Raw genomic sequence first — 22,356 nt, forward strand, 5'->3', positions numbered from 1 at the left:
GACAGGGCCCGTGCGGCGCATCGTCGCGCTGCCGGACCCTGTGCTCACATGATGGTGCCTTGCCCTACGTTTTTAGAGCTGACCGCCGACGAAGACGGTGAGGTCGACGAGACGGTTGGAGTAGCCCCACTCGTTGTCGTACCAGCCGATGACCTTGACGCTCTTGCCCTGGACCATGGTCAGGGAGGAGTCGAAGGTGCAGGAGGCCGGCCAGTTCACGATGTCGGAAGAGACGATCGCGTCCTCGGTGTAGTCGAGGATCCCCTTGAGCTGGCCCTCGGCGGCCTTCTGGAAAGCGGTGTTGACCTCGTCCTTGGTCACCTCGCGCTCCAGCTCGATGACCAGGTCGGTCACGGAGCCGGTGGGGACCGGGACGCGCATCGCGATGCCGTCGAGCTTGCCCGCGAGCTCCGGGATGACCAGGGCGGTGGCCTTCGCGGCACCGGTGGTCGTCGGGATGATGTTCTCGGCGGCGGCGCGGGCGCGGCGCAGGTCCGAGTGCGGGAAGTCCAGGATGCGCTGGTCGTTCGTGTACGCGTGGACCGTCGTCATCATGCCCTTGACGATGCCGAAGTTCTCCAGGAGGACCTTGGCCATCGGCGCCACGCAGTTGGTGGTGCAGGAGGCGTTGGAGATGACGTGGTGCTGGGCCGCGTCGTACTTGTCCTGGTTGACGCCCATCACGATCGTGATGTCCTCGTCCTTGGCCGGAGCCGAGATGAGGACCTTCTTGGCGCCCGCGGCGATGTGCTTCGCGGCGTCGGCCTTCTTCGTGAAGATGCCGGTCGACTCGATGACGATGTCGGCGCCCAGCTCGCCCCAGGGCAGGTTCGCGGGGTCGCGCTCGGCGAAGGTCTTGAAGGTGTTGCCGCCCACCGTGATGGTGTCGGCGGTGTGGGAGACCTCGGCCTTGAGGCGGCCCAGGATGGTGTCGTACTTGAGCAGGTGCACCAGGGTCGCGTTGTCAGTCAGGTCGTTGACACCGACGATCTCGATGTCCGCTCCCTGCTCCAGGAGCGCCCGGAAGTAGTTGCGGCCAATGCGGCCAAAACCATTGATGCCTACGCGGATCGTCACGAACCGATCTCCTCGTTGGTGCGCCGGCCTGTCCGCCGGCGAGCTGTATGGGATGTCCCCGACCGCTTACGACCCTACCTCTCCGTGAGCTTGGGAGTGACATCGACGGGAGCCGGACACTCCCCCTCTGCGTGGGGAGACCCCCGCGAGGCCCTGTACCAGGCGTCCTGACACAGGACCTCGCGGCTCCGGTCCCGCTCACTCCGTGTGATCGGGGGTGGGACGGCAGGTCAGCGGCTCAGCGAGCGAAGCGCCTTACCGACGAGTACGGCGCGGTCCGCCGCCGCCGGGAGGTGCTCCAGCCCGAAGCCGAGCAGAACCGTGTTACGCGTAGTGACCGATGCGAAGGACTTGAACAGCTCGCCGGCCCTGGACCAATCGCCCGGAACATCGGGACTTCCGGCCGGCGCGCCCTGCGCGGTCCAGGCGCCGAGCGAGCTCTCGAAGCCCTCGACGGCCTGGTCCGCGCCGCCCACGGAGACCCGTGCCTCGTCCGCGAAGACGCCGCGTCCGCCCGAACCGGGGTCGGTGACATAGGAGAGGGAGACCTCGACGGTCTTGCCCGCGTAGGCGCTCAGGTCGAAGGAGACCTGCTTCCAGCCGCCGGAGGAGCCGGTGAAGCTGTTCCACCGGCCGCTGGTGCCGCTCGGCGAGCAGCCGCCGCCGTCGAGGGTGAGATAGTGCCGCAGGAACGGGTGGTCGTTGACGAAGAACCCGGCCCCGCACTCCGCCGGGACGGCGGTGGAGCTCAGCCCGCCCGTGTCCGCAAGCGTGGTCCAGTCCTCGCCGCCGGCCGTACGGGCCTCCACGACGGCGTGGTCGTAGCCCTCTTCGGTGTTCCAGTTGAGGGCCGTCTTCAGCTGCGGCCGCTCGGCGGCGGTGACCCCGGTCAGGTCGATGGTGCGGGTGAGGCGCTTCCAGTCGTCGTCGTCATGGGTGGCCGCGGCCATCCCGCTGCCCGCGTAGGGGGCGTACGGGTTCACGACCCCGGCGTACTGGCCCGCTTGCGCGCTCTTGAACTGCGGGAAGAGCGCCGGCGCCAGGGTGTCGGAGGTGACGGTGTAGGCCCCGGGGGCGTCGAGCGGGTTGCCCGCCGCGCCGCCGAGGGCGCCCTTGGCCCCGGCGAGGGTGCCCGCCCCGGTGAAGCCGGTGGGGCCGGGGGCGCTCGCCCGACCGTAGGCGCCGAGGTAGTACTGGCTGAAGTCGTCCGTCAGGGCGCGGCCGACTTTGGCGCTGCCGCCCGCCAGTTCACCGGCCTCGATCAGCCTGCCGCCCTCGTTGAGGAAGTCGCGCACGGCCAGCTGGGTCTCGCCGCCGGGGGCCTTGGCCCCGGTGTAGTGGACGGCGGTGCGGAAGTGCGAGAGCACCCCGAGGTGGTGCGGGACGCCCTGGGCGGCCACGTCCCAGACCGCCGCCGACCGGCCGCTCGCGCGCAGCGCGTCCACGTACGTCCGGGCGTACTGGGCCTTGGCGCCCTCCTCGGCGATCACCAGGACGTCGGCGTGCGGGCGCTGCGCCACGGTGTACGTGAAGTGCTCGCTGGAGACCGGCTTGCCGGAGCGGTCGCGGCCGCTGAACCAGACCTCGACCTTGTCGCCGGGCTTGGCGCCGTCGACCTTGGCGCGGTACTCGTCGAACCAGTTGTTGTCCTCGCCGCCGTAGACGTCACCGCCCTTCCAGGCCTTGAGGGCGTCGTCGTGCGTGCGCCCGCCGTTGATCCGGAAGTTGAGGGCCTTGTCCTTCAGCGCCTTGCGGGCCGTGACGGAGACCGTCTGGTCCTCGCCGCGCTCCACGTAGGAGGTGGTGAAGGGGTCGAGGGTGAAGTCGGCGGCGCTCAGGCCGACCGGGGAGGAGGGCTGGTCGGGGTGGGCGGCGCTCTCGCCGACGGCCAGCGCGAAGGGCACGTTCTTCGCGAACTCCTGCTGGATCAGCTTCTCGTCGTCGGGGAAGTTGAATCCGGAGGGGCAGTCCTCGGGCTTCCAGGCGTCGTTCGGGTCGCTCGCGGAGGCCGTCTGGCAGGTGGTCATCTCCGGCGTGAACATCATGACGCCGTTGGCGTTGGCCGCCTGGCCGTCGGCCTCGCCGTTGGTGGTGTACAGCTCGGAGGAGAGCTGCGGGTAGTAGCCGGGGACGGCCGGGTGCTCCGGGGTGCCGGCGAGGGCCTTGTAGGCGACGTCGTCGGGGGTGGGGGTGGCCACCTGCCAGCCCACCCCGTAGAGCAGCAGCTCGGAGGCGGAGTGGTAGTTGATGGCGTAGCGGAAGCCGATCCGCTTCTCGAAGGCGTCCAGGGCCCTGGTCTCGGGCTCGGAGGAGGCCTTCGGGCCGCGGTAGGTCTCGCTGGAGAGGTTCGGGGAGGAACCCTCGTTGTCGTAACCCCACTTGTAGGCGAAGTTGCGGTTGAGGTCGACGCCGTCCACGGCGGTGGTCTTGCCGTCGCCGTTGTTGTCGCGGAGGTTCTTGCGCCACAGCCGGGCGCTGTCGGCGCTGAAGGTGTAGTCGTAGCCGTCGGGGTTGGCCGAGAGCAGGAACCACAGCTCGGTGGAGTCCACCAGCTTGGTGATCCGCGCGTCCTTGCCGTAGCCGTCCAGGGTGTGGTGCATCAGCCGCCGGGTCATCTCGGGGGTGATCCACTCGCGGGCGTGCTGGTTGGACATGTAGAGCACGGACGGCTTGTCGCCGTCCTTCGTCTTCTTGGCGTCCTTGGTGACCTTGAGGGCCAGGATGTCCTTGCCCTGGACGGTCTTGCCGATGGAGACGACCTTGGTGAGAGCGGGGTTCTGCCGGGCGGTGGTGAGGATCTCCTCCTGGAGGCCGCCCTTGCCGCTGTACGGGCGGAAGACCCCGTCCCCGGCGGCCTTGGCCCGGGCGAGCCCCTGGGCCGCGACCTTGCGCTCGGCCAGCTTGACGCCCTGGGCGGCGAGCCCGGCGGCCTGGTCGCCGGTCAGGAACAGCTCGACCTCGGCGGTCCCGGTCTGCGGGGCGCGTTCGGCGAGTTCGTGGGCGTCCTGGCCGGCCGCGAGGACGAGCGGGACCTGTTCCTTGGTGATGGCCGCGTCGTAGACCCGGACCTCGTCCGCGCCGGACGCGGCCGCGGCGGCGGGCCGGGCCTGGGCCGTCGCGGGTAGCGCGGCGAGTGTGGTGGTGAAGACGAGTGCGCTTGCGGCGAGGATGGATCTCGCGCGGTGCCTCATGTGCCCCCCTGGGCGTCGTCTGCCACGAAAACGTGCGGACGCCAGGCTCACGACCGGCCCGTGCTCATGTCAATGGGGCGTACCGGGAAGGGGCCCGCACGGGTGAGCGTGCGGGCCCCTTACGGAGCAGGTGCGGACGGGCCGCGGCCGGGGCTGTCAGCCGGCCATGTTGTCGGCCAGCTCCTCGCTGAGGTCCAGGTTGGACTCCGTGCCCGGGATGCCCAGGTCCTGGGCCCGCTTGTCGGCCATGGCGAGCAGGCGCCGGATCCGGCCGGCGACGGCGTCCTTGGTCAGCGGCGGGTCGGCGAGCGCGCCCAGCTCCTCCAGGGAGGCCTGCTTGTGCTCCATGCGCAGCCGGCCGGCCGCGGCGAGGTGCTCGGGGACCTCCTCGCCGAGGATCTCCAGCGCGCGCTGGACCCGGGCCCCGGCGGCCACCGCGGCCCGCGCCGAGCGGCGCAGGTTGGCGTCGTCGAAGTTGGCGAGACGGTTGGCGGTGGCGCGCACCTCGCGCCGCATCCGCCGCTCCTCCCAGGCCAGCACCGAGTCGTGGGCACCGAGGCGGGTCAGCAGCGCGCCGATCGCGTCGCCGTCACGGACGACGACCCGGTCCACGCCGCGCACCTCGCGCGCCTTGGCGGCGATGGAGAGCCGGCGGGCGGCGCCCACCAGGGCCAGGGCGGCCTCGGGGCCGGGGCAGGTGACCTCCAGGGAGGAGGACCTGCCCGGCTCGGTGAGGGAGCCGTGGGCCAGGAAGGCACCGCGCCAGGCCGCCTCGGCGTCACAGGTGGCCCCGGAGACCACCTGCGGGGGCAGACCGCGGATCGGGCGGCCGCGGCCGTCCACGAGGCCGGTCTGCCGGGCCAGCTGGTCCCCGCCCGCGACGACCCGTACGACGAAGCGGCTGCCCCGGCGCAGTCCGCCCGGGGCCATCACGACCAGGTCCGAGGAGTGGCCGAAGATCTCCAGGATGTCCTTGCGCAGGCGCCGCGCCGCGACCCCGGTGTCGAGCTCCGCCTCGATGACGATGCGGCCGCTCACCAGGTGCAGCCCGCCCGCGAACCGAAGGATCGCCGAGACCTCCGCCTTCCTGCAGCAGGTCCGGGTGACGGGGAGGCGGGAAATCTCATCCTTCACCGCGGGCGTCATCGCCATGGGCCGATCCTTCCATGCATCCGAAAAATACGGTCGTACGCGGCGGCCAGCAGCTCCGGATCGTGCTTCGGAGAGCCGTCCTGTCTGGCCACGGGCGCCAGCTCGACCGCCGCACCGAAGCGTTTCGCGGCATCGGCGAGGGACTCGCGGTCGGGCACGGCGGCCTCGTCGGCCAGCACCACGTCCAGGGCGAGTTTAGGGGCGTGTCGGGCCAAAACCTCCAAATGACGCTGCGGAGAGAAGCCCTCTGTTTCACCGGGCTGCGGCGCGAGGTTCAGCGAGAGGACCCGGCGGGCCTTCGTCACCATCAGCGCGTCGAGCAGTTCCGGCACCAGCAGGTGCGGGATCACGGAGGAGAACCAGGACCCCGGCCCGAGCACCACCCAGTCGGCGTCGAGCACGGCGGCGACGGCCTCCGGCACGGCCGGCGGGTCGCGGGGCACGACCTGGACGGAGAGCACCTCGCCGGGGGTGAGGGCCACGGTGGCCTGTCCCCGTACGGTGTCCACGTCCTCCGGGCGGGCCGGATCGTGCCCCTTGACCAGGGCCTGGAGTTCCAGCGGCACCGCCGACATCGGCAGCACCCGGCCCTGGGCGCCCAGCAGCTTCCCGACCAGGTCGAGGGCCTGGACGGGGTCGCCGAGCTGCTCCCACAGGGCGACGATCAGCAGGTTGCCGACGGCGTGCTCGTGCAGGTCGCCGCGCGACTGGAAGCGATGCTGGATGACGCGGGCCCAGGTCTGGCCCCAGTCGTCGTCCCCGCACAGCGCGGCCAGCGCCTTGCGCAGGTCGCCGGGGGGCAGCACGCCGAGCTCCTCGCGGAGCCGGCCACTGGAGCCGCCGTCGTCGGCGACGGTGACCACGGCGGTGAGCTCACCGGTGATCCGGCGCAGGGCGGCGAGGGAGGCCGACAGGCCCATGCCGCCGCCGAGGGCGACGACCTTGGGGGCCACGACCTTGGCCGCCGCCGCGCCGCGGCGGCCCGTGCGCACCGCCGTGCCGTCCTCGCCCCGGGCGGGGTTGAGGCGGCGCAGCCGGCGCAGCCGCAGGGTGCGTCCGGTCACTCGCGCCCCATGTCCCGGTGGACGACGACGGTCTCGACTCCCTCGGAGGCGAGGCGGGCGGCGATCTTCTCGGACATGGCCACACTGCGGTGCTTGCCGCCGGTGCAGCCGACCGCGATGGTCACGTACCGCTTGCCCTCGCGGCGGTAGCCGGTGGCGATCAGCTGGAGCAGCTCGGTGTAGCGGTCGAGGAACTCCTTGGCGCCGGGCTGGCTGAAGACGTACCCCGACACCTCCTCGTTGAGCCCGGTGAAGGGGCGCAGCTCGGGGACCCAGTGCGGGTTGGGGATGAAGCGGCAGTCGACCACGAGGTCGGCGTCGACGGGCAGGCCGTACTTGTAGCCGAAGGACATGACGGTGGCCCGCAGCTCGGGCTCCTCGTCGCCCGCGAACTGGGCGTCCATCTTGGCGCGCAGCTCGTGCACGTTCAGGCTGGAGGTGTCGATGACCAGGTCGGCGTCGCCGCGCAGCTCGCGCAGCAGGTCGCGCTCGGCGGCGATGCCGTCCACGATGCGGCCGTCGCCCTGGAGGGGGTGCGGGCGGCGGACCGACTCGAAGCGGCGGACCAGCGCGTCGTCGGAGGACTCCAGGAAGACGATGCGCCGGGTGACCCCGCGGGACTCCAGGTCGGCGAGGGACTCGCGCAGGGCGTCGAAGAACTGGCGGCCGCGGACGTCGACGACGACGGCGATGCGCGCCACGTTGCCCTGCGAGCGGGCGCCGAGCTCCACCATGGTGGGGATCAACGCCGGCGGGAGGTTGTCGACGACGAACCAGCCGAGGTCCTCCAGACACTTGGCCGCGGTGCTGCGGCCGGCCCCGGACATCCCGGAAATGATCACCAGTTCTGGGATGGCCGCCTCGGCGTTGTCGCCGGGCTCCACTGTCGTGCCCGTACTCACCTGTGCTGCTCCGTCTCGGTCGTGCGTGGTCTCGTGCGTGGTCTCGTGCTCGGTCATTGCTCGGTCCCCCGTTCGGACGCTGCTCCCGCCGGTGCGGGTGTCTCGTCCTCCATGATCTCTCCTGTCGCCATGTTGACGGCAGGACCGGCCGGAGGAGCCTGGGCGAGCGCCGCGGCCACGGTCTCGGCCGTCTTGCGCCCTATGCCCGGGACCTCGCAGATCTGCTCGATTGTCGCCTGTCTCAGCTTCTTCACCGAACCGAAGTGCTTGATGAGCGCCTGCTTGCGGCTCTCGCCGAGGCCGGGCACCTCGTCCAGCGGACCCGACCTCAGCCGCTTGCCGCGCTTGTCGCGCTGGTAGCGGATGGCGAAGCGGTGGGCTTCGTCACGCACCCGCTGGAGCAGGTAGAGGCCCTCGCTGCTGCGGGGCAGCACGACCGGGTCGGCCTCGCCGGGCAGCCAGACCTCCTCCAGCCGCTTGGCGAGGCCGCACACCGCCACGTCGTCGATGCCGAGCTCCTCCAGGGCCCGCTGGGCGGCGGCCACCTGCGGCTGCCCGCCGTCGACCACGACGAGCTGGGGCGGGTAGGCGAACCGGCGGGGCCGGCCGTCGTCCTCGGGGAGCGGCTCCTCGCCGTCCTCGGGGGACCACTCGCCCGTCTTCAGCTTCTCCTGGAGGTAGCGGCGGAAGCGCCGGGAGACCACCTCGTGCATGGAGCGGACGTCGTCCTGTCCCGCGAAGGACTTGATCTGGAAGCGCCGGTACTCGCTCTTGCGGGCGAGGCCGTCCTCGAAGACCACCATCGAGGCCACCACGTCGTCGCCCTGGAGGTGGGAGATGTCGAAGCACTCGATGCGCAGCGGGGCGCCGTCCAGCTCCAGGGCCTCGGCGATCTCCTCCAGGGCCCGGGAGCGGGTGGTGAGGTCGCTGGCACGCTTGGTCTTGTGCAGGACGAGGGACTGCTGGGCGTTGCGGTGGACGGTCTCCATGAGGGCCCTCTTGTCCCCGCGCTGGGGGATGCGCAGGCTGACGTGGGACCCGCGGCGGGCGGCCAGCCACTGGCTCAGCGCCGGGGTGTCCTCCGGGAGCGCCGGGACCAGCACCTCCTTGGGGACGGCCTCGCCCTTCTCCTCCCCGTACAGCTGCTGGAGGGCGTGCTCGACCAGCCCGGCCGTGTCGACGGCCTCGACCTTGTCGGTGACCCAGCCGCGCTGGCCGCGGACCCGGCCGCCGCGTACGTGGAAGATCTGCACGGCGGCTTCGAGCTCGTCCTCGGCGACCGCGATCAGGTCGGCGTCGGTGGCGTCGGCGAGGACGACGGCGTTCTTCTCCATGGCCCGGCGCAGGGCCCCTATGTCGTCGCGCAGCCGGGCGGCCTTCTCGTACTCCATCTCCTCGGCGGCCTCGTGCATCCGCTGTTCGAGGCGGGAGAGGTAGGTGCCGGTGCGGCCGGCCATGAAGTCGCAGAAGTCCTCGGCCAGTTCGCGGTGCTCCTCGGGGGTGACCCGGCCCACGCAGGGGGCCGAGCACTTGCCGATGTAGCCGAGCAGGCAGGGGCGGCCGATCTGGGCGGAGCGCTTGAAGACGCCGGCGGAGCAGGTGCGGACCGGGAAGACGCGCAGCATCAGGTCGACGGTCTCGCGGATGGCCCAGGCGTGGCCGTAGGGGCCGAAGTAGCGCACGCCCTTCTTCTTGGGGCCGCGCATGACCTGGACCCGGGGGTACTGCTCGTTCATGGTGACGGCGAGGGAGGGGTAGCTCTTGTCGTCCCGGTACTTGACGTTGAACCGGGGGTCGTACTCCTTGATCCAGGAGTATTCGAGCTGGAGCGCCTCGACCTCGGTGGAGACCACCGTCCACTCGACGGAGGCGGCCGTGGTGACCATGGTGGCGGTACGGGGGTGCAGGTTGGCGATGTCCTGGAAGTAGCTGGCCAGGCGTTGGCGCAGGCTCTTGGCCTTCCCGACGTAGATCACCCGGCGGTGCTCGTCGCGGAACCTGTAGACCCCCGGGGAGTCGGGAACCTGCCCGGGCTCGGGGCGATAGCTGGAAGGGTCGGCCATGCCGCCCACCCTACTGTCGCCCACCGACAACGAACCGTACCCCGGCCCGGCCCCGGCGGTCCCCCGGCCCGTTTCCGTGCCCCGCGGCCCGTGGTGCCCCCGGCCCGCGGGGCCCGGCCCCTGGCGGTGGCCGGGCCGCGCGGGCGGGGGGGGTCAGGCCGCGGGGGTGCGGCGGCGGCGCAGTACGAGCGCCGAGGCCGTCGCGCCGAGCGCCAGCGCCCCGGCGCCGCCGGCCAGCGCCGCGGCCGGCGGGCCGGCCGGGGCCGGGGCGGGCTCCGCGAAGCCGCCCGCCGCGCCCGCCTTGGCGTAGGCGGAGCCGGGCAGCTTGTCCCCGTACGCCCTGGTCACCCGGGTGCGGTACGCGTCCAGACTGGTGCCCCGGTCGCCGACGGCCCGTACGGCGTCCTCGTCCAGCGGCAGGACCCGCTCGCCCCCGGCCACGTACCAGGCGTCGATCTGCGGCTCGCGGAAGACGGTGCCGCCGGGGAGTTTCTCGGCGCCGAGGCGGGCGTACCGGAACTCGTCGTCGCCGGTGGCGATGTTCACCACCTGCCAGCCCGACGCGGTCCGCGCGGTCCACAGCGCGGCCCGCTGCCCGTCGGAGGAGACCGCCTGGCTGGCGAGGTACTCCAGCCGGGCCACGCCCGCCCCCGCCCGGCCCGCGACGAAGTCCGGGGAGAGGTAGCTGACGGGGATCGCCCCGCCCTCGATGCGGGGCGACGCGGCGGTGGCCGCCACCTTGCCCTCGCGGGCGAAGAACCGGGAGAGGGTGGCCAGGGTGTCGGGGGCGGCGGCGGCCTCGTGGGCGGCCGCCAGGTTCTCGGCGGTGGCCGTCCGGGGCTGGGGTACCGGGGTCGCGGCGGCCGGTCCGGCCGCGGCCGCCAGGGCGAGGACGGCGGTGGCGGCGGCGAGGGCGGCCGCGGCGGCGGAGCGCACGGTCATGGCGGTCACGCCCCGATCCGGTAGAGGGAGTGGGTCCAGGAGAAGGTGCCGTTGTCCACGTACCAGGCGTGCGAGGCCCAGTTGTAGCGGTCGCTGGAGGGCCAGGGGTCGCCCCAGTAGACCCAGCTGTTGGCGGTGTCGTAGCCGTAGATGACGTGCATGTGGCCGCCGCCGTTGGACCACTGGATGCGGGTCTCGACCGGGCGGTCGTTGTTGATCTCGGTCTGGACGGTCGCGTACTGGAGCCAGCCGGTCACGTAGCTGCCGGAGTTGATCCCGGCCCAGCGCAGGGCGGTCTGGACGTTGCCGAGGGTGGCCTGGTTGTTGGGGCACTCGGTGTTCTGCTGGCGGTTGAAGGCGGCGTTGCAGAACTGGTTCTGGCTGTAGCCGCGGCCGAACCAGGTGGCCACGGTGTTGCCGCTCGCCGCCCAGCACCAGTTGCTCTTCTGCTGGGCCTGCATGGTGATGCCGAGCCGCTTGGAGGACAGGGCCGCGCCGGGGGTTTCCGGGGCGGTGAGGGTGGTGGTGTCCGTACCCGTGGGGGCGGCGGCGGTGGCGGTACCGGCGCCGAGGGGTAACAGGAGCAGGAGCAGGGCGGCGAGCAGGGCGGCCGGGGAAAGCCGCCGTGTTCTGTCGTTGCGCATCGCGTTCCTCCCGAGGTGGGGACCCGAGGTGGGAAGTGGGGGGTGGGGGGAGCGCGTCCGGACGCTGTGGAGGAGCATCGGGGAGTTGTCGCGATCAGGTCAACACGCTTCAATACGCGGTGACATCGCAGTGTGAACGGTGGGGTTGTGGTGTGAACGGTTGTCGTCGTTCCACCTGCTTCCCCCGGCCCCACCGGCCCGGCCGCGCCCGGCCCCCACGTCGGCGCGTGTGAACGTTCACAGAGGAGTCGCCATGCGGCCGACCGGCGACCAGGCACCGACGGCGGACCGGACGCGCGGGGCAGACCCGGCGGGGCCGGCGGACCCGGCAGGACCGGCGGACCGGGCGCGCGCGGCGGGCCCGGCCGACCCCGCGGACTCCGCCGTCGTGGCCGAACTCCGCCGCCTGCTGCGCGAGGGCCCCTTCCACCTCGCGCTGCGCACCGCCCTCGCCGTCCGTGGCCTGCCCCTGCACCGGGTGCAGCACCGGCTCGCGGCGCGCGGCATCAAGCTCGGCGTGACCAGCCTCAGTTACTGGCAGCAGGGCGCCCGGCGCCCGCGCCACCCGGAGTCGCTGCGGGCCGTCGCCGCGCTGGAGCAGATCCTGGAGCTGCCCGACGGCGCCCTCCTGCGCCTGCTGAGCGGCTCCGGCCAGGGCGCCGGGCCCGGTTCCGGCCGCCCGGCGGCCCGCTCGTACCGGGCGCTGGTCGGCGTCGGCGCGGCCGTCGAGCAGCTGCTGGCCGCCATGGAGCTGCCCGCGGACGGGGGCCTGCACTCGGTCGGCCACCACGAGCGGGTCCGCATCGGCCCGGGCGGCGAACTGCGCACGCGCGAGTCCCAGCAGATCGTGCGGGCCCACCGCGACGGCGTCGACCGCTACCTCGCCGTCCACCACGGCGACCCCGGGTGCGACGCCGACCGGGTGCGCGTGACGGCGTACGAGAACTGCCGCACCGGCCGGGTCCGGCGCCACCGGGAGGCCGGGGTGGTGGTGGCGGAGCTGCTCTTCGACGCCCGGCTGCGGCGCGGGGACACGTACGTCTTCGGCTACGGCGTCGAGGACGGCACGGGCGCGCGCTGCACGGAGTACGTACGGGGCTTCAGCTACGCGGGCGGCCAGTACATGCTCCAGGTCCGCTTCGACGAGGCGGCCCTGCCGGTGCGCTGCCGCCGCTTCGCCCGCACCGGCCCGGACGCCCCGCGCACCGGCCTGGCGGACCTCACCCCGAGCGGCCGGCACCGGGCGGTGCACCTGGTGGAGCAGGGCGTCCGGCGGGGGCTGCTCGGCATCGCCTGGGACTGGGACTGAGCCCGGGCCGTCCGGGCCGCCCGCTCCCGCTCAGCCCGCGATGAGCCTGCCGTTCTCCGCCTTGACCGGCACGGACGGGAGCGGCTCGCTCGCCGGGCCCTGGAGGACCTTTCCGGTGGTGACGTCGAAGCGGCTGCCGTGACAGGGGCAGTTCCCCTCCCCCTTGACGATCTTGTCGAGGACGCACCCGGCGTGCGTGCACTGGGCGCTGAACGCCTTGTACTGGCCCTCCGCCGGACAGCTGACGACGACCTTGCGCTCCCGGAACAGCTTCGCGCCGCCCACCGGGACCTCGCCGACGGCGCCCAGCTCGACCGGCTCCGCCGGGACCGCCGGGGAGCCCGCGCCGCTGCCGGACTCCGTGGAGCAGGCGGAGAGCGCCGCTGCGGCGCCCACGGCCCCGGCGAGCGCTGCGGCGCCCTTGAGGACGGTACGGCGGGCGGCGGACTGCGACGCGGACATGCGGTTCTCCTGGCGCGAGACGACGGTGCCCGGGCGGGCCCACCCGACGATACCGGCGGCCGATGGGGTAGCTTCCCCCGCGTGATCGTCGTCGGCGGAGAAGCCTTGATCGACCTCGTGCCCCTCGCGGAGCCGCCGGGCGCGCTGCTGCCCCGGCCCGGCGGCGGGCCGTACAACACCGCGCTGGCGCTGGGCCGGCTCGGGGCGGAGGCCGCCTTCTGCTCCCGGGTGTCGGCGGACGGCTTCGGCGAGGTCCTGCTGGCCGGGCTGCGGGCCGCCGGGGTGGACCTGTCGCTGGTGCGGCGCGGGCCGGAGCCGACCACGCTGGCCGTGCCCTCGCTGGGCCCGGACGGTTCGGCCGCGTACCGCTTCTACACCGAGGGGACCGCCGACCGGCTGTTCACGCTGCCGCCCTCGCTGCCTCCGGGCGTACGGGCCCTCGCGCTCGGGACCTGTTCGCTGGTGCTGGAGCCGGGCGCGAGCGCGTACGAGGCCCTGCTGCGGCGCGAGTCGCGGCGCGGCCTGACCACCCTGCTGGACCCCAACGTGCGCCCCGCGCTGATCGCGGACCCGGCGGCCTACCGGAAGCGGTTCCGGGGCTGGCTGCCGTACGTGTCGGTGCTCAAGCTGTCGCAGGAGGACGCGGCGTGGCTGGGCGGCCGGGTCGAGGACTGGCTGGCGGCCGGGCCGTCGGCGGTGGTGCTGACCCGGGGAGCGGAGGGGCTGACCGTGCGGACGGCGCGGGGCGAGGAGTACACGGCGGCGGCCCGGCCGGTGGCCGTCGTGGACACGATCGGCGCGGGCGACACCGTCAACGCCGCCTTGCTGTACCGGCTCGCCGGCGCCGGTGACGTCGGTGGCGCCGGGGCGGTGGACTGGCCGGCCGCGCTGGACTTCGCCGCCCGCGCCGCCGCGCTGACCTGCTCGCGGGCGGGCGCGGAGCCGCCGTACGCGGCGGAGCTCGGGCTCGACGGCTAGGGCTCGGCCGCTAGGACGCGCCCAGGGGGCTCAGGCGAGGGCGGCCCACAGGGTGCGCGCGATGGCCGGGGCGAACTCCTCGACCGGCTGGACCACCTCGGCGCCGGAGAAGTGCAGGAAGAACGCCCGCTGGAAGCAGGCTCCGAGGAGCAGGGCCGCGGCGGCCCGGGGGTCCGCGTCCGCGCGGAGCCTGCCCGCGGCGAGCTCGCGGCGCAGCCGTCCCTCCAGGGCGTCGCGCACCACGTGCGGGCCCGCGCCGATCTCCTGGACGCCTTCGCGGTGCCGGCTGAGGAGGGCCGGCTCGGCGAACAGCGAGGCGGCGAGCGGCATGGCGTCGGCGTAGAAGAGGGCGGCGTGGCGGGCGATGCCGGTCAGCGCCTCCTCGACGGTGCGCTCCCCCGGTTCGGCGGTGAGGGCGGCCATCAGCGGGCCGGCGCTCGGTGTGCGCTCCATCAGCACGCGGACGAACAGCTCCTCCTTGTTGGCGTAGTGCTTGTAGAGCGCGGCCTCGGAGCAGCCCGCCTCGCGGGCGATGGCCTTGGTGGTGGCGTTGGCGAGGCCGACGGTGCGCATGAGGGTCTCGGCGGCGTCGAGCAGCCGCTCGGGCGTGGGGCGGCTTGACTTCGGGGTGGGCATTCACTCACCCTAAGGGACACGGGGGTGAGTGAACACTCACCCACCATCGATCTCCGACCAGGGGGCCACGATGAAACTCACGGTGTTCGGAGCCACTGGCGGGGTCGGCCGCGAGGTCGTGCGCCAGGCGCTGGCGGCGGGCCACGAGGTGACGGCGGTCGTCCGCGACCCGGCCCGGCTGGACGTGCCGGCGCACGAGCGGCTACGGGTGGAGGTGCTGCGCGACCTGACGGACGAGGACGCGCTGGTGCCGGTCCTCGCGGGGCGGGACGCGGTGGTCTCCGCGCTCGGCGCCTCCGGCAACAAGCAGGCCCGACTCACCCCCGTGGCCGGCCCGGCCCTGCGGGCGATCGTCTCGGCGATGGACCGGGCGGGCGTGTCCCGCCTGTCGGCGATCAGCGCGGCCCCCCTCGGCCCGGACGCCCCGGGCGACGGGCTGCTGCTGCGCAAGGTCATGTACCCGCTGCTGCGCAGGGCGCTGCGTGACGTGTACGCGGACCTGGCGGCGATGGAGGCCGCCCTCGCGGCGAGCGGCCTCCAGTGGACGGTGGTCCGCCCGCCCCGCCTGCTGGACCGCCCCCGCACCGGCACCTACCGCCGCGCCCTCGACGCCAACGTCCCGAACGGCAGGGTCATCCCCCGCGCCGACGTGGCCGACGCCCTCCTGACCACCCTCCCGGACCCCGCCACCGCGCGCCACGCCCTGGGCGTGGCCACCTGACACGGCGGCCCCCGCCCCCCCCCGGTCGACCGGGGGGGCGGGGGCCGCCGTGTCTTGCGGACGCCCTACGCCTTGCGGGCGCGGGCCGCCGTCTTCTTGGCCGGGGCCGCCTTCTTCGCCGGAGCGGCCTTCTTCACCGCGGCCGTCTTCTTCGCGGCCGTCTTCTTCTCCGTCCGCGCCACCGGCACCGCCGCGTCCGAGACCCGGTCCGCGCCCAGGATGTCGCGCAGGAACTTGCCGGTGTGGCTCGCCCCCACCGACGCCACCTGCTCCGGCGTCCCCTCCGCGACGACCAGTCCGCCGCCGTAGCCGCCCTCCGGGCCCATGTCCACGACCCAGTCCGCGGTCTTGATGACGTCCAGGTTGTGCTCGATGACGATCACCGAGTTCCCCTTGTCCACCAGCCCCGACAGCACCTTGATCAGCTTCGAGATGTCCTCGAAGTGCAGACCCGTCGTCGGCTCGTCCAGGACGTACACCGTCCGCCCCGTCGACCGCTTCTGCAGCTCCGACGCCAGCTTCACGCGCTGCGCCTCACCGCCCGACAACGTCGGCGCCGACTGGCCGAGCCGGACGTAGCCGAGCCCCACCTCGTTCAGCGTGCGCAGGTGCCGCGCGATGGTCGGCACCGCCTCGAAGAAGTCCAGCGCCTCCTCGATCGGCATGTTGAGGACTTCCGCGATGGACTTGCCCTTGTAGTGGACCTCCAGCGTCTCCCGGTTGTACCGGTCGCCGTGGCAGACCTCGCACGGGACGTACACGTCCGGCAGGAAGTTCATCTCGATCTTGATGGTGCCGTCGCCGGAGCAGTTCTCGCACCGGCCGCCCTTGACGTTGAAGGAGAAGCGGCCCGGCAGGTAGCCGCGCACCTTCGCCTCCATCGTCTCCGCGAACAGCCTGCGCACGTGGTCGAAGACGCCCGTGTACGTCGCCGGGTTGGACCGCGGGGTGCGGCCGATCGGCGACTGGTCGACGTGGACGACCTTGTCGACCAGGTCGTCGCCCTCGACCCGCGTGTGGCGGCCCGGCACGGACCGGGCGCCGTTCAGCTCGCGCGCCAGGTGCGTGTACAGGATGTCGTTGACCAGGGTCGACTTGCCGGAGCCGGAGACGCCCGTGACCGCCGTGAGCACGCCCAGCGGGAAGGACACGTCGATGTCCCGCAGGTTGTTCTCCTTGGCGCCGTGCACGGTCAGCTTCCGCTCGCCGTTCACGGGACGGCGTACGTCCGGCACCGGGATGGACCGCTTGCCCGACAGGTACTGCCCGGTCATCGACTCGGAGTTCTTCAGCAGTTCCTTGAGCGAACCGCTGTGCACCACCTTGCCGCCGTGCTCACCGGCGCCGGGGCCGATGTCCACGACCCAGTCGGCCACCTTGATGGTGTCCTCGTCGTGCTCGACGACGATCAGGGTGTTGCCCATGTCCCGCAGCCGCACCAGCGTCTCGATCAGCCGGTGGTTGTCCCGCTGGTGCAGGCCGATGGACGGCTCGTCCAGGACGTACAGCACGCCGACGAGGCCGGAGCCGATCTGTGTGGCCAGCCGGATGCGCTGGGCCTCGCCGCCCGACAGGGTGCCGGCGGCGCGGTTGAGCGAGAGGTAGTCCAGGCCGACGTCCACGAGGAAGCGCAGCCGCTCGTTGACCTCCTTCAGCACCCGCTCGGCGATCTTCTTGTCGCGGGCGTCGAGCCGCATCCGCCCCAGGAAGTCCGCGCACTCGCTGATCGACATCGCGGCGACGTCGGCGATGGACTTCTCCATCACCGTCACCGCGAGGACGATCGGCTTGAGCCGGGTGCCCTCACAGGTCGGACACGGCACCTCGCGCATGTAGCCCTCGAAGCGCTCGCGGCTGGCGTCGCTCTCGGACTCCGAATGCCGCCGCTTGACGAAGGGCACGGCCCCCTCGAAGGCCGTGGTGTAGGCGCGCTCGCGGCCGTACCGGTTGCGGTAGCGCACCTCGATCTGCGTCTTGTGCCCGTACAGCAGGGCCTTCTTCGCGCGCAGCGGCAGTCCGGCCCACGGGATGTCGGTACGGAAGCCCAGCTCGCCGGCGAGCGCACCGACGAGGCGCTGGAAATAGTCCCGGGTGTGGCCGAGCGACCACGGCGAGACGGCGCCCTCGTCGAGGGACTTGTCCTCGTCCGGAACGATCAGCTCCGGGTCCACCTCCATGCGCGTCCCGATGCCGGTGCACTCGGGGCAGGCGCCGAACGGCGAGTTGAAGGAGAAGGAGCGCGGCTCCAGCTCCTCGAAGGAGAGGTCGTCGTACGGGCAGTACAGGTGCTCCGAGAACATCCGCTCGCGCTCGGGGTCGTCCTCGGCGAGGTCGACGAAGTCCAGGATGACCATGCCGCCGGAGAGTCCGAGCGCCGTCTCGACGGAGTCGGTGAGCCGGCGCTTGGCGCTTTCCTTGACGGTGAGGCGGTCGATGACCACCTCGATGGTGTGCTTCTCCTGCTTCTTCAGCGTCGGCGGCTCGGAGAGCTGGATCGTCTCGCCGTCCACCCGCGCCCGGCTGTAGCCCTTGGTCTGGAGGTCGGCGAAGAGGTCGACGAACTCGCCCTTGCGCTCGCGCACCAGCGGCGACAGCACCTGGAAGCGGCTGCCCTCGGGGAGGGCGAGGACCTTGTCGACGATCGCCTGCGGCGACTGGCGGGAGATCGGCCGGCGGCACTCGGGGCAGTGCGGCTTGCCGATGCGCGCGAAGAGCAGGCGGAGGTAGTCGTAGACCTCGGTGATGGTGCCGACGGTGGAGCGCGGGTTGCGCGAGGTCGACTTCTGGTCGATCGAGACGGCCGGGGAGAGGCCCTCGATGAAGTCGACGTCGGGCTTGTCCATCTGCCCGAGGAACTGGCGGGCGTAGGAGGAGAGCGACTCGACGTAGCGGCGCTGCCCCTCCGCGAAGATCGTGTCGAAGGCCAGGGAGGACTTGCCCGAGCCGGAGAGTCCGGTGAAAACGATGAGCGAGTCGCGGGGCAGGTCGAGCGAGACGTTCTTCAGGTTGTGCTCGCGAGCGCCACGAACGATGAGACGGTCGGTCACGCCGGTCCGCACCTTTCTTGAGAGAAGCGGGGGCACGGGCCCCGGCTATCCAGGGTATGGGGGGCGCCTCTGCGATGGAGTGGGTCTGGTCTACCGAGCGTATAGCACGCACATTCGATTTACGGCACCCGCAAGACGGCTTCACCCGATCGTGTGGCACGGGCCCGGGGACCACTACGCTCGGATCCATGACTGATCATGTGCACGACCTGCGATCTGTACGTGAAGCCACGGAGCGACTGCTGACCGCGGTCACGAAACTGGACAACGCCGACCTCGCCGGGGAGTCACACCTCCCCGGCTGGAGCCGTGGCCACATCCTGGCCCACCTCGCGCGCAACGCCGACGCCCTCGTCAACGTCTTCGAGGGCCGCCCCATGTACGAGAGCGCGGCCGCCCGCGACGCGGACATCGCCCGCGACGCCGACCGGCCCCTGGAAGAACACCTGCGGGACCTCCGTGATTCCTCCGGCCGCTTCCTGGCCACCACCGAGCCCGCGCAGGACTGGTCGCGCACGGTCGAGCTGCGGGGCGGAGTCACCGACCTCGCCGCCAACGTGCCGTTCCGCCGCCTGGTCGAGGTCGAGCTGCACCACGTCGACCTGAACATCGGCTACGGGCTCGGCGACCTCCCCGAGGAGTTCACCGAGCGCGAGATCGCCTTCCTCGCCGCCCGCTGGTCCGGCCGCCCCGAGGTCCCGCCCGTCACCCTGCGGACCCCGGACGGCCGGGTCTGGCACACCGGCGGCTCCGAGGGCGCCCCCGTGACCCTCTCCGGCCCCGGGGACGAATTGCTCGCCTGGCTGGCCGGCCGCGGCGCCCGCGGCGCCGGCCTCACCGTCGAAACGGGCGGCGGCCTGCCCGAGCTCCCCCCGCTCTGAGCCCCCGCTCTCAGCCCTCCCCGCACCCCTCACACCCTTAGGATCGACGATATGACGTACAGCGGAGCGGTGAAGGTCGGCGGCCCTGCCGACGTGCACGAACTCGCGGACCTGATGATCTCGAAGGTCGCCGTGGGCCCGATGAACAACAACGCGTACCTGCTGCGCTGCCGGGCCACCGGCGAGCAGCTGCTGATCGACGCGGCCGCCGAGGCGGACACCCTGCTCGGGCTCATCGGCGACGACGGCATCGCGTCCGTCGTCACCACCCACCGGCACGGCGACCACTGGGGCGCGCTCGCGCCCGTCGTGGAGGCCACCGGGGCGCGGACGTACGCGGGCGCCCTCGACGCGGAGGGCATCCCCGTCGCCACGGACGTACCGGTCGGGGACGGGGACACGATCACGGTCGGACGGGTCTCGCTGACCGCCCGCCACCTGGTCGGCCACACCCCCGGCTCGATCGCGCTCGTCTACGACGACCCGCACGGTCACCCGCACGTGTTCACCGGCGACTGCCTCTTCCCGGGCGGCGTCGGCAACACCCACGACGACCCGAAGGCCTTCGTGAACCTGCTCGACGACGTGGAGCACAAGCTCTTCGAGCAGCTGCCGGACGAGACCTGGGTCTACCCGGGCCACGGCAACGACACCACCCTGGGCACCGAGCGGCCGCATCTCGCGGAATGGCGCGAACGCGGCTGGTGATCCGATGACCTGACCGCCGTCAGCGCGGCGGTGACCTGCACTCCTTCCGGTGGACGCCCACCGAACGCACGTCCCGGGGCGGCGGACCGGGGTAGTTGCTGCAGCATGCAACGACACCCCATCCCGCCCCCCGGCAGCTCCCCCTCGATGCTGCGCATCGCCCTGGCCTCCCTCGCCGGCACCGCCATCGAGTTCTACGACTTCTTCGCCTACGGCACGGCCGCCGCCCTGGTCCTCGGCCCGCTGTTCTTCCCCGCCTTCTCGCCGCTCGCCGCCTCCCTCGCCGCCTTCGGCACCTTCGGCGTGGGCTTCCTCGCCCGCCCGCTCGGCTCCGTCCTCTTCGGCCACATCGGCGACCGGTACGGCCGACGCCCGGTGCTGCTCGGCTCGCTGCTGCTCACCGGCCTCGCCACGGTGGCGGTGGGCTGCGTGCCCTCGTACGCCTCGATCGGGATCGCCGCCCCCGCCCTGCTGCTCCTGCTGCGCTTCCTTCAGGGGCTCGGACTCGGCGGCGAGTGGGGCGGGGCGGTCCTGCTGACCGCCGAGCACGCGCCGGAGGGCCGCCGGGGGCTGTGGGCGGGCTTCCCGCAGATGGGCCCCTCGGTGGGCTTCCTGCTCGCCAACGGCGTGGTCCTCGCGCTGTCCGGGACGCTGAGCGAGGCGCAGTTCACCGCCTGGGGCTGGCGGGTGCCGTTCTGGGGCGCCGGGCTGCTCGCGCTGGCGGGGCTGTGGCTGCGCCGGGCGGCCGAGGAGACGCCGGAGTTCCGCGCCCTGACCGAGACCGGCCGACGGGCCGAGGCCCCGCTCACCGAGGTCGTACGCGGCCACTGGCGACTGCTCCTGCTCACCGGCGGGGCGCTGGCCTTCGGCTACGCCGTCTTCTACGCGGTCACCACCTGGTCCCTCGCGTACGCCACCGGCCGGCTGGGCCTGGACCGCACCGTGATGCTGGCCTGCGTGATGGCGGCGGTCCTGCTGCACGGACTGCTCACCCCGCTGTTCGCGCTGCTCGGCGACCGCTGGGGGCGGCGCCCGCTCTGCCTGGCCGGCAGCGCGGCCTGCGCGGTGTGGATGTTCCCCTTCGTGGCCCTGCTGCGCACGGCGGACCCGCTGCTGGTCACCGTCGGCTGCGCCGGGGCGCTGTTCGGGATGGTCTCGGCGTTCGCGGTGGTGGGCGCGTACCTCCCCGAGCTCTACGCCCCGCGGATCCGCTGCACCGGCGCCGCCGTCGGCTACAACCTGGGCGGCGTACTGGGCGGCGCCCTGACCCCCGTGGTGGCGACGGCCCTGGCGGAGGGCTCCGGCCCGCCCTGGGGCGTGGCGGTCTACCTCACCGCCCTCTCCCTGACGAGCCTGGCCTGCTTCACCCTCCTCCCGGAAACCAACCCGGCCAAGGTCCGGGCGCGCGCGGAGACGGCGACGGGGGCGGCCGAAGCGGCCGCCCCCGCGTAACGCCACCGGGCTAGGCGTCGATGCTCTCGTTCTTCGGGCCGGCGGCGGTTTCGGCCGCCGTCTGCTTCTTCGAGGCGATGAGGCTGGTGATGGTGGTGATCACCAGGACGCCGCAGATGACGCCGAGCGAGACCGGGATGGAGATCGTCGGGACGTGTACCCCGGTCTCGTGCAGGGCGTGCAGCACCAGCTTGACGCCGATGAAGCCGAGGATGACGGACAGGCCGTAGCTGAGGTGGACCAGCTTCTTCAGCAGGCCGCCGATCAGGAAGTACAGCTGGCGCAGACCCATCAGGGCGAAGGCGTTGGCGGTGAAGACGATGTACGGGTCCTGGGTGAGGCCGAAGATCGCGGGGATCGAGTCCAGGGCGAAGAGGACGTCGGTGGTGCCGATGGCGAGCATGACGACCATCAGCGGGGTCATGATCCGCTTGCCGTTGCTGCGGAGGAACAGCTTGGTGCCGTGGTAGCGGTCGGCGACGCCGAACTTCTTCTCGATGGACTTCAGGAGGCGGTTCTCCTCGAACTCCTCTTCCTCCTCGTCCTTGCGGGCCTCCTGGATGAGCTTCCAGGCGGTGTAGATCAGGAACGCGCCGAAGATGAAGAAGACCCACGAGAAGCTGGTGATGATCGCGGCGCCGGCGGCGATGAAGATCGCGCGCAGCACCAGGGCGATCAGCACGCCGACCAGCAGCACCCGCTGCTGGAGGTGGGAGGGCACCGCGAACTTCGCCATGATCAGGACGAAGACGAAGAGGTTGTCCACGCTCAGCGACTTCTCGGTGATGAAGCCGGCGAAGAACTCCTGGGAGGCCTGGGCGTTGCCGAAGAACAGCAGGCCGAGGCCGAAGAGGACGGCGAGCACGACCCAGACGACCGACCAGATGCCCGCTTCCTTCATGGAAACGTCGTGCGGTTTGCGGCCGATGAGGAAATCGGCGCCGATGAGGATGCCCAGACCGACGATGGTCAGCACCCAGAGGGTCAAAGAAACGTCCACGGTATTCACGCCTCCGGCGGATGGCTCAGCACAGGGTCAGCGTCATCGCTGCCGGAGGTCTCTTCCACCCGGGCGGCCCGGTCGGGGCCGCGGGCCGGCGCCCCGGGACCTGGAGGTCCGTATTGAC

18 protein-coding genes are annotated in these 22,356 nt (G+C 72.4%); 6 read left to right on the plus strand and 12 right to left on the minus strand.

What is annotated here, in order from left to right:
• Window positions 1-72 precede the first annotated feature (72 nt).
• The 8 genes from gap to ACZ6ZT_RS26825 form a co-directional block, all read right to left on the minus strand.
• Window positions 73-1,077, minus strand: a complete 1,005-nt coding sequence (gene gap / locus ACZ6ZT_RS26790) for a type I glyceraldehyde-3-phosphate dehydrogenase (RefSeq protein ID WP_469722485.1) — start codon at window positions 1,075-1,077, stop codon at window positions 73-75.
• A gap of 230 nt (window positions 1,078-1,307) precedes the next feature.
• Window positions 1,308-4,268 (minus strand): M14 family metallopeptidase, encoded by a 2,961-nt coding sequence (locus ACZ6ZT_RS26795; protein ID WP_469722486.1) that lies wholly within the window; start codon window positions 4,266-4,268, stop codon window positions 1,308-1,310.
• 156 nt (window positions 4,269-4,424) lie between these two features.
• Window positions 4,425-5,420: a DNA-binding protein WhiA gene (gene whiA, locus ACZ6ZT_RS26800; RefSeq protein ID WP_053681599.1), complete on the minus strand. Its 996-nt coding sequence runs from the start codon at window positions 5,418-5,420 to the stop codon at window positions 4,425-4,427.
• Window positions 5,411-6,484, minus strand: coding sequence for a gluconeogenesis factor YvcK family protein (locus tag ACZ6ZT_RS26805; RefSeq protein WP_469722488.1), 1,074 nt, complete (start codon window positions 6,482-6,484; stop codon window positions 5,411-5,413). Before ACZ6ZT_RS26805 ends, whiA begins: the two co-directional genes overlap by 10 nt.
• The gene (gene rapZ / locus ACZ6ZT_RS26810; RefSeq protein ID WP_469722490.1) at window positions 6,481-7,443 is read right to left on the minus strand and encodes an RNase adapter RapZ; all 963 of its coding nucleotides are present in this window, start codon (window positions 7,441-7,443) and stop codon (window positions 6,481-6,483) included. Before rapZ ends, ACZ6ZT_RS26805 begins: the two co-directional genes overlap by 4 nt.
• Window positions 7,440-9,449: an excinuclease ABC subunit UvrC gene (gene uvrC, locus ACZ6ZT_RS26815; protein WP_469722491.1), complete on the minus strand. Its 2,010-nt coding sequence runs from the start codon at window positions 9,447-9,449 to the stop codon at window positions 7,440-7,442. Before uvrC ends, rapZ begins: the two co-directional genes overlap by 4 nt.
• A gap of 153 nt (window positions 9,450-9,602) precedes the next feature.
• Window positions 9,603-10,391 (minus strand): hypothetical protein, encoded by a 789-nt coding sequence (locus tag ACZ6ZT_RS26820; protein WP_469722539.1) that lies wholly within the window; start codon window positions 10,389-10,391, stop codon window positions 9,603-9,605.
• A gap of 5 nt (window positions 10,392-10,396) precedes the next feature.
• Window positions 10,397-11,035, minus strand: coding sequence for a papain-like cysteine protease family protein (locus tag ACZ6ZT_RS26825; protein ID WP_469722493.1), 639 nt, complete (start codon window positions 11,033-11,035; stop codon window positions 10,397-10,399).
• A 253-nt stretch (window positions 11,036-11,288) separates the two neighbouring features.
• Between ACZ6ZT_RS26825 and ACZ6ZT_RS26830 the strand changes: the two genes are divergently transcribed.
• On the plus strand, window positions 11,289-12,344 hold the full coding sequence (locus ACZ6ZT_RS26830) for a hypothetical protein (protein WP_469722495.1): 1,056 nt from the start codon (window positions 11,289-11,291) through the stop codon (window positions 12,342-12,344).
• A gap of 30 nt (window positions 12,345-12,374) precedes the next feature.
• On the opposite strand, the gene ACZ6ZT_RS26835 is transcribed toward ACZ6ZT_RS26830, so the two are convergent.
• Window positions 12,375-12,806, minus strand: a complete 432-nt coding sequence (locus ACZ6ZT_RS26835; protein WP_469722496.1) for a Rieske (2Fe-2S) protein — start codon at window positions 12,804-12,806, stop codon at window positions 12,375-12,377.
• An 81-nt stretch (window positions 12,807-12,887) separates the two neighbouring features.
• Between ACZ6ZT_RS26835 and ACZ6ZT_RS26840 the strand changes: the two genes are divergently transcribed.
• Window positions 12,888-13,784 carry a carbohydrate kinase family protein gene (locus tag ACZ6ZT_RS26840; RefSeq protein ID WP_469722497.1) on the plus strand — a complete coding sequence of 299 codons (897 nt, stop codon included), beginning with the start codon at window positions 12,888-12,890 and terminating at the stop codon, window positions 13,782-13,784.
• A 30-nt stretch (window positions 13,785-13,814) separates the two neighbouring features.
• Here ACZ6ZT_RS26840 and ACZ6ZT_RS26845 read toward each other — a convergent pair whose 3' ends face one another.
• A complete protein-coding gene (locus ACZ6ZT_RS26845; RefSeq protein ID WP_469722498.1) occupies window positions 13,815-14,420 on the minus strand; it encodes a TetR/AcrR family transcriptional regulator in 606 nt (201 codons plus the stop codon).
• A 70-nt stretch (window positions 14,421-14,490) separates the two neighbouring features.
• Here ACZ6ZT_RS26845 and ACZ6ZT_RS26850 point away from each other — a divergent pair, with 70 nt between their 5' ends.
• Complete coding sequence (locus ACZ6ZT_RS26850) at window positions 14,491-15,141, plus strand: NAD(P)-dependent oxidoreductase (RefSeq protein ID WP_469722500.1); 651 nt, start codon at window positions 14,491-14,493, stop codon at window positions 15,139-15,141.
• A gap of 65 nt (window positions 15,142-15,206) precedes the next feature.
• Here the strand turns inward: ACZ6ZT_RS26850 and uvrA are convergent, their stop codons facing one another.
• Window positions 15,207-18,188, minus strand: coding sequence for an excinuclease ABC subunit UvrA (gene uvrA, locus ACZ6ZT_RS26855; RefSeq protein ID WP_469722501.1), 2,982 nt, complete (start codon window positions 18,186-18,188; stop codon window positions 15,207-15,209).
• Between the two features lie 188 nt (window positions 18,189-18,376).
• Between uvrA and ACZ6ZT_RS26860 the strand changes: the two genes are divergently transcribed.
• The 3 genes from ACZ6ZT_RS26860 to ACZ6ZT_RS26870 all read left to right on the plus strand — a co-directional run bounded on the left by ACZ6ZT_RS26860 (window position 18,377) and on the right by ACZ6ZT_RS26870 (window position 21,229).
• Window positions 18,377-19,069 carry a maleylpyruvate isomerase family mycothiol-dependent enzyme gene (locus ACZ6ZT_RS26860; RefSeq protein WP_469722502.1) on the plus strand — a complete coding sequence of 231 codons (693 nt, stop codon included), beginning with the start codon at window positions 18,377-18,379 and terminating at the stop codon, window positions 19,067-19,069.
• Window positions 19,070-19,120: 51 nt separating this feature from the next.
• Window positions 19,121-19,777 (plus strand): MBL fold metallo-hydrolase, encoded by a 657-nt coding sequence (locus ACZ6ZT_RS26865; RefSeq protein ID WP_469722503.1) that lies wholly within the window; start codon window positions 19,121-19,123, stop codon window positions 19,775-19,777.
• 105 nt (window positions 19,778-19,882) lie between these two features.
• Window positions 19,883-21,229 (plus strand): MFS transporter, encoded by a 1,347-nt coding sequence (locus ACZ6ZT_RS26870; RefSeq protein ID WP_469722505.1) that lies wholly within the window; start codon window positions 19,883-19,885, stop codon window positions 21,227-21,229.
• Between the two features lie 10 nt (window positions 21,230-21,239).
• Here ACZ6ZT_RS26870 and ACZ6ZT_RS26875 read toward each other — a convergent pair whose 3' ends face one another.
• Window positions 21,240-22,229 (minus strand): TerC/Alx family metal homeostasis membrane protein, encoded by a 990-nt coding sequence (locus ACZ6ZT_RS26875; protein ID WP_469722507.1) that lies wholly within the window; start codon window positions 22,227-22,229, stop codon window positions 21,240-21,242.
• Between the last annotated feature and the right edge of the window lie 127 nt (window positions 22,230-22,356).

It is taken from the genome of Streptomyces sp. NPDC102258, from assembly GCF_055584685.1.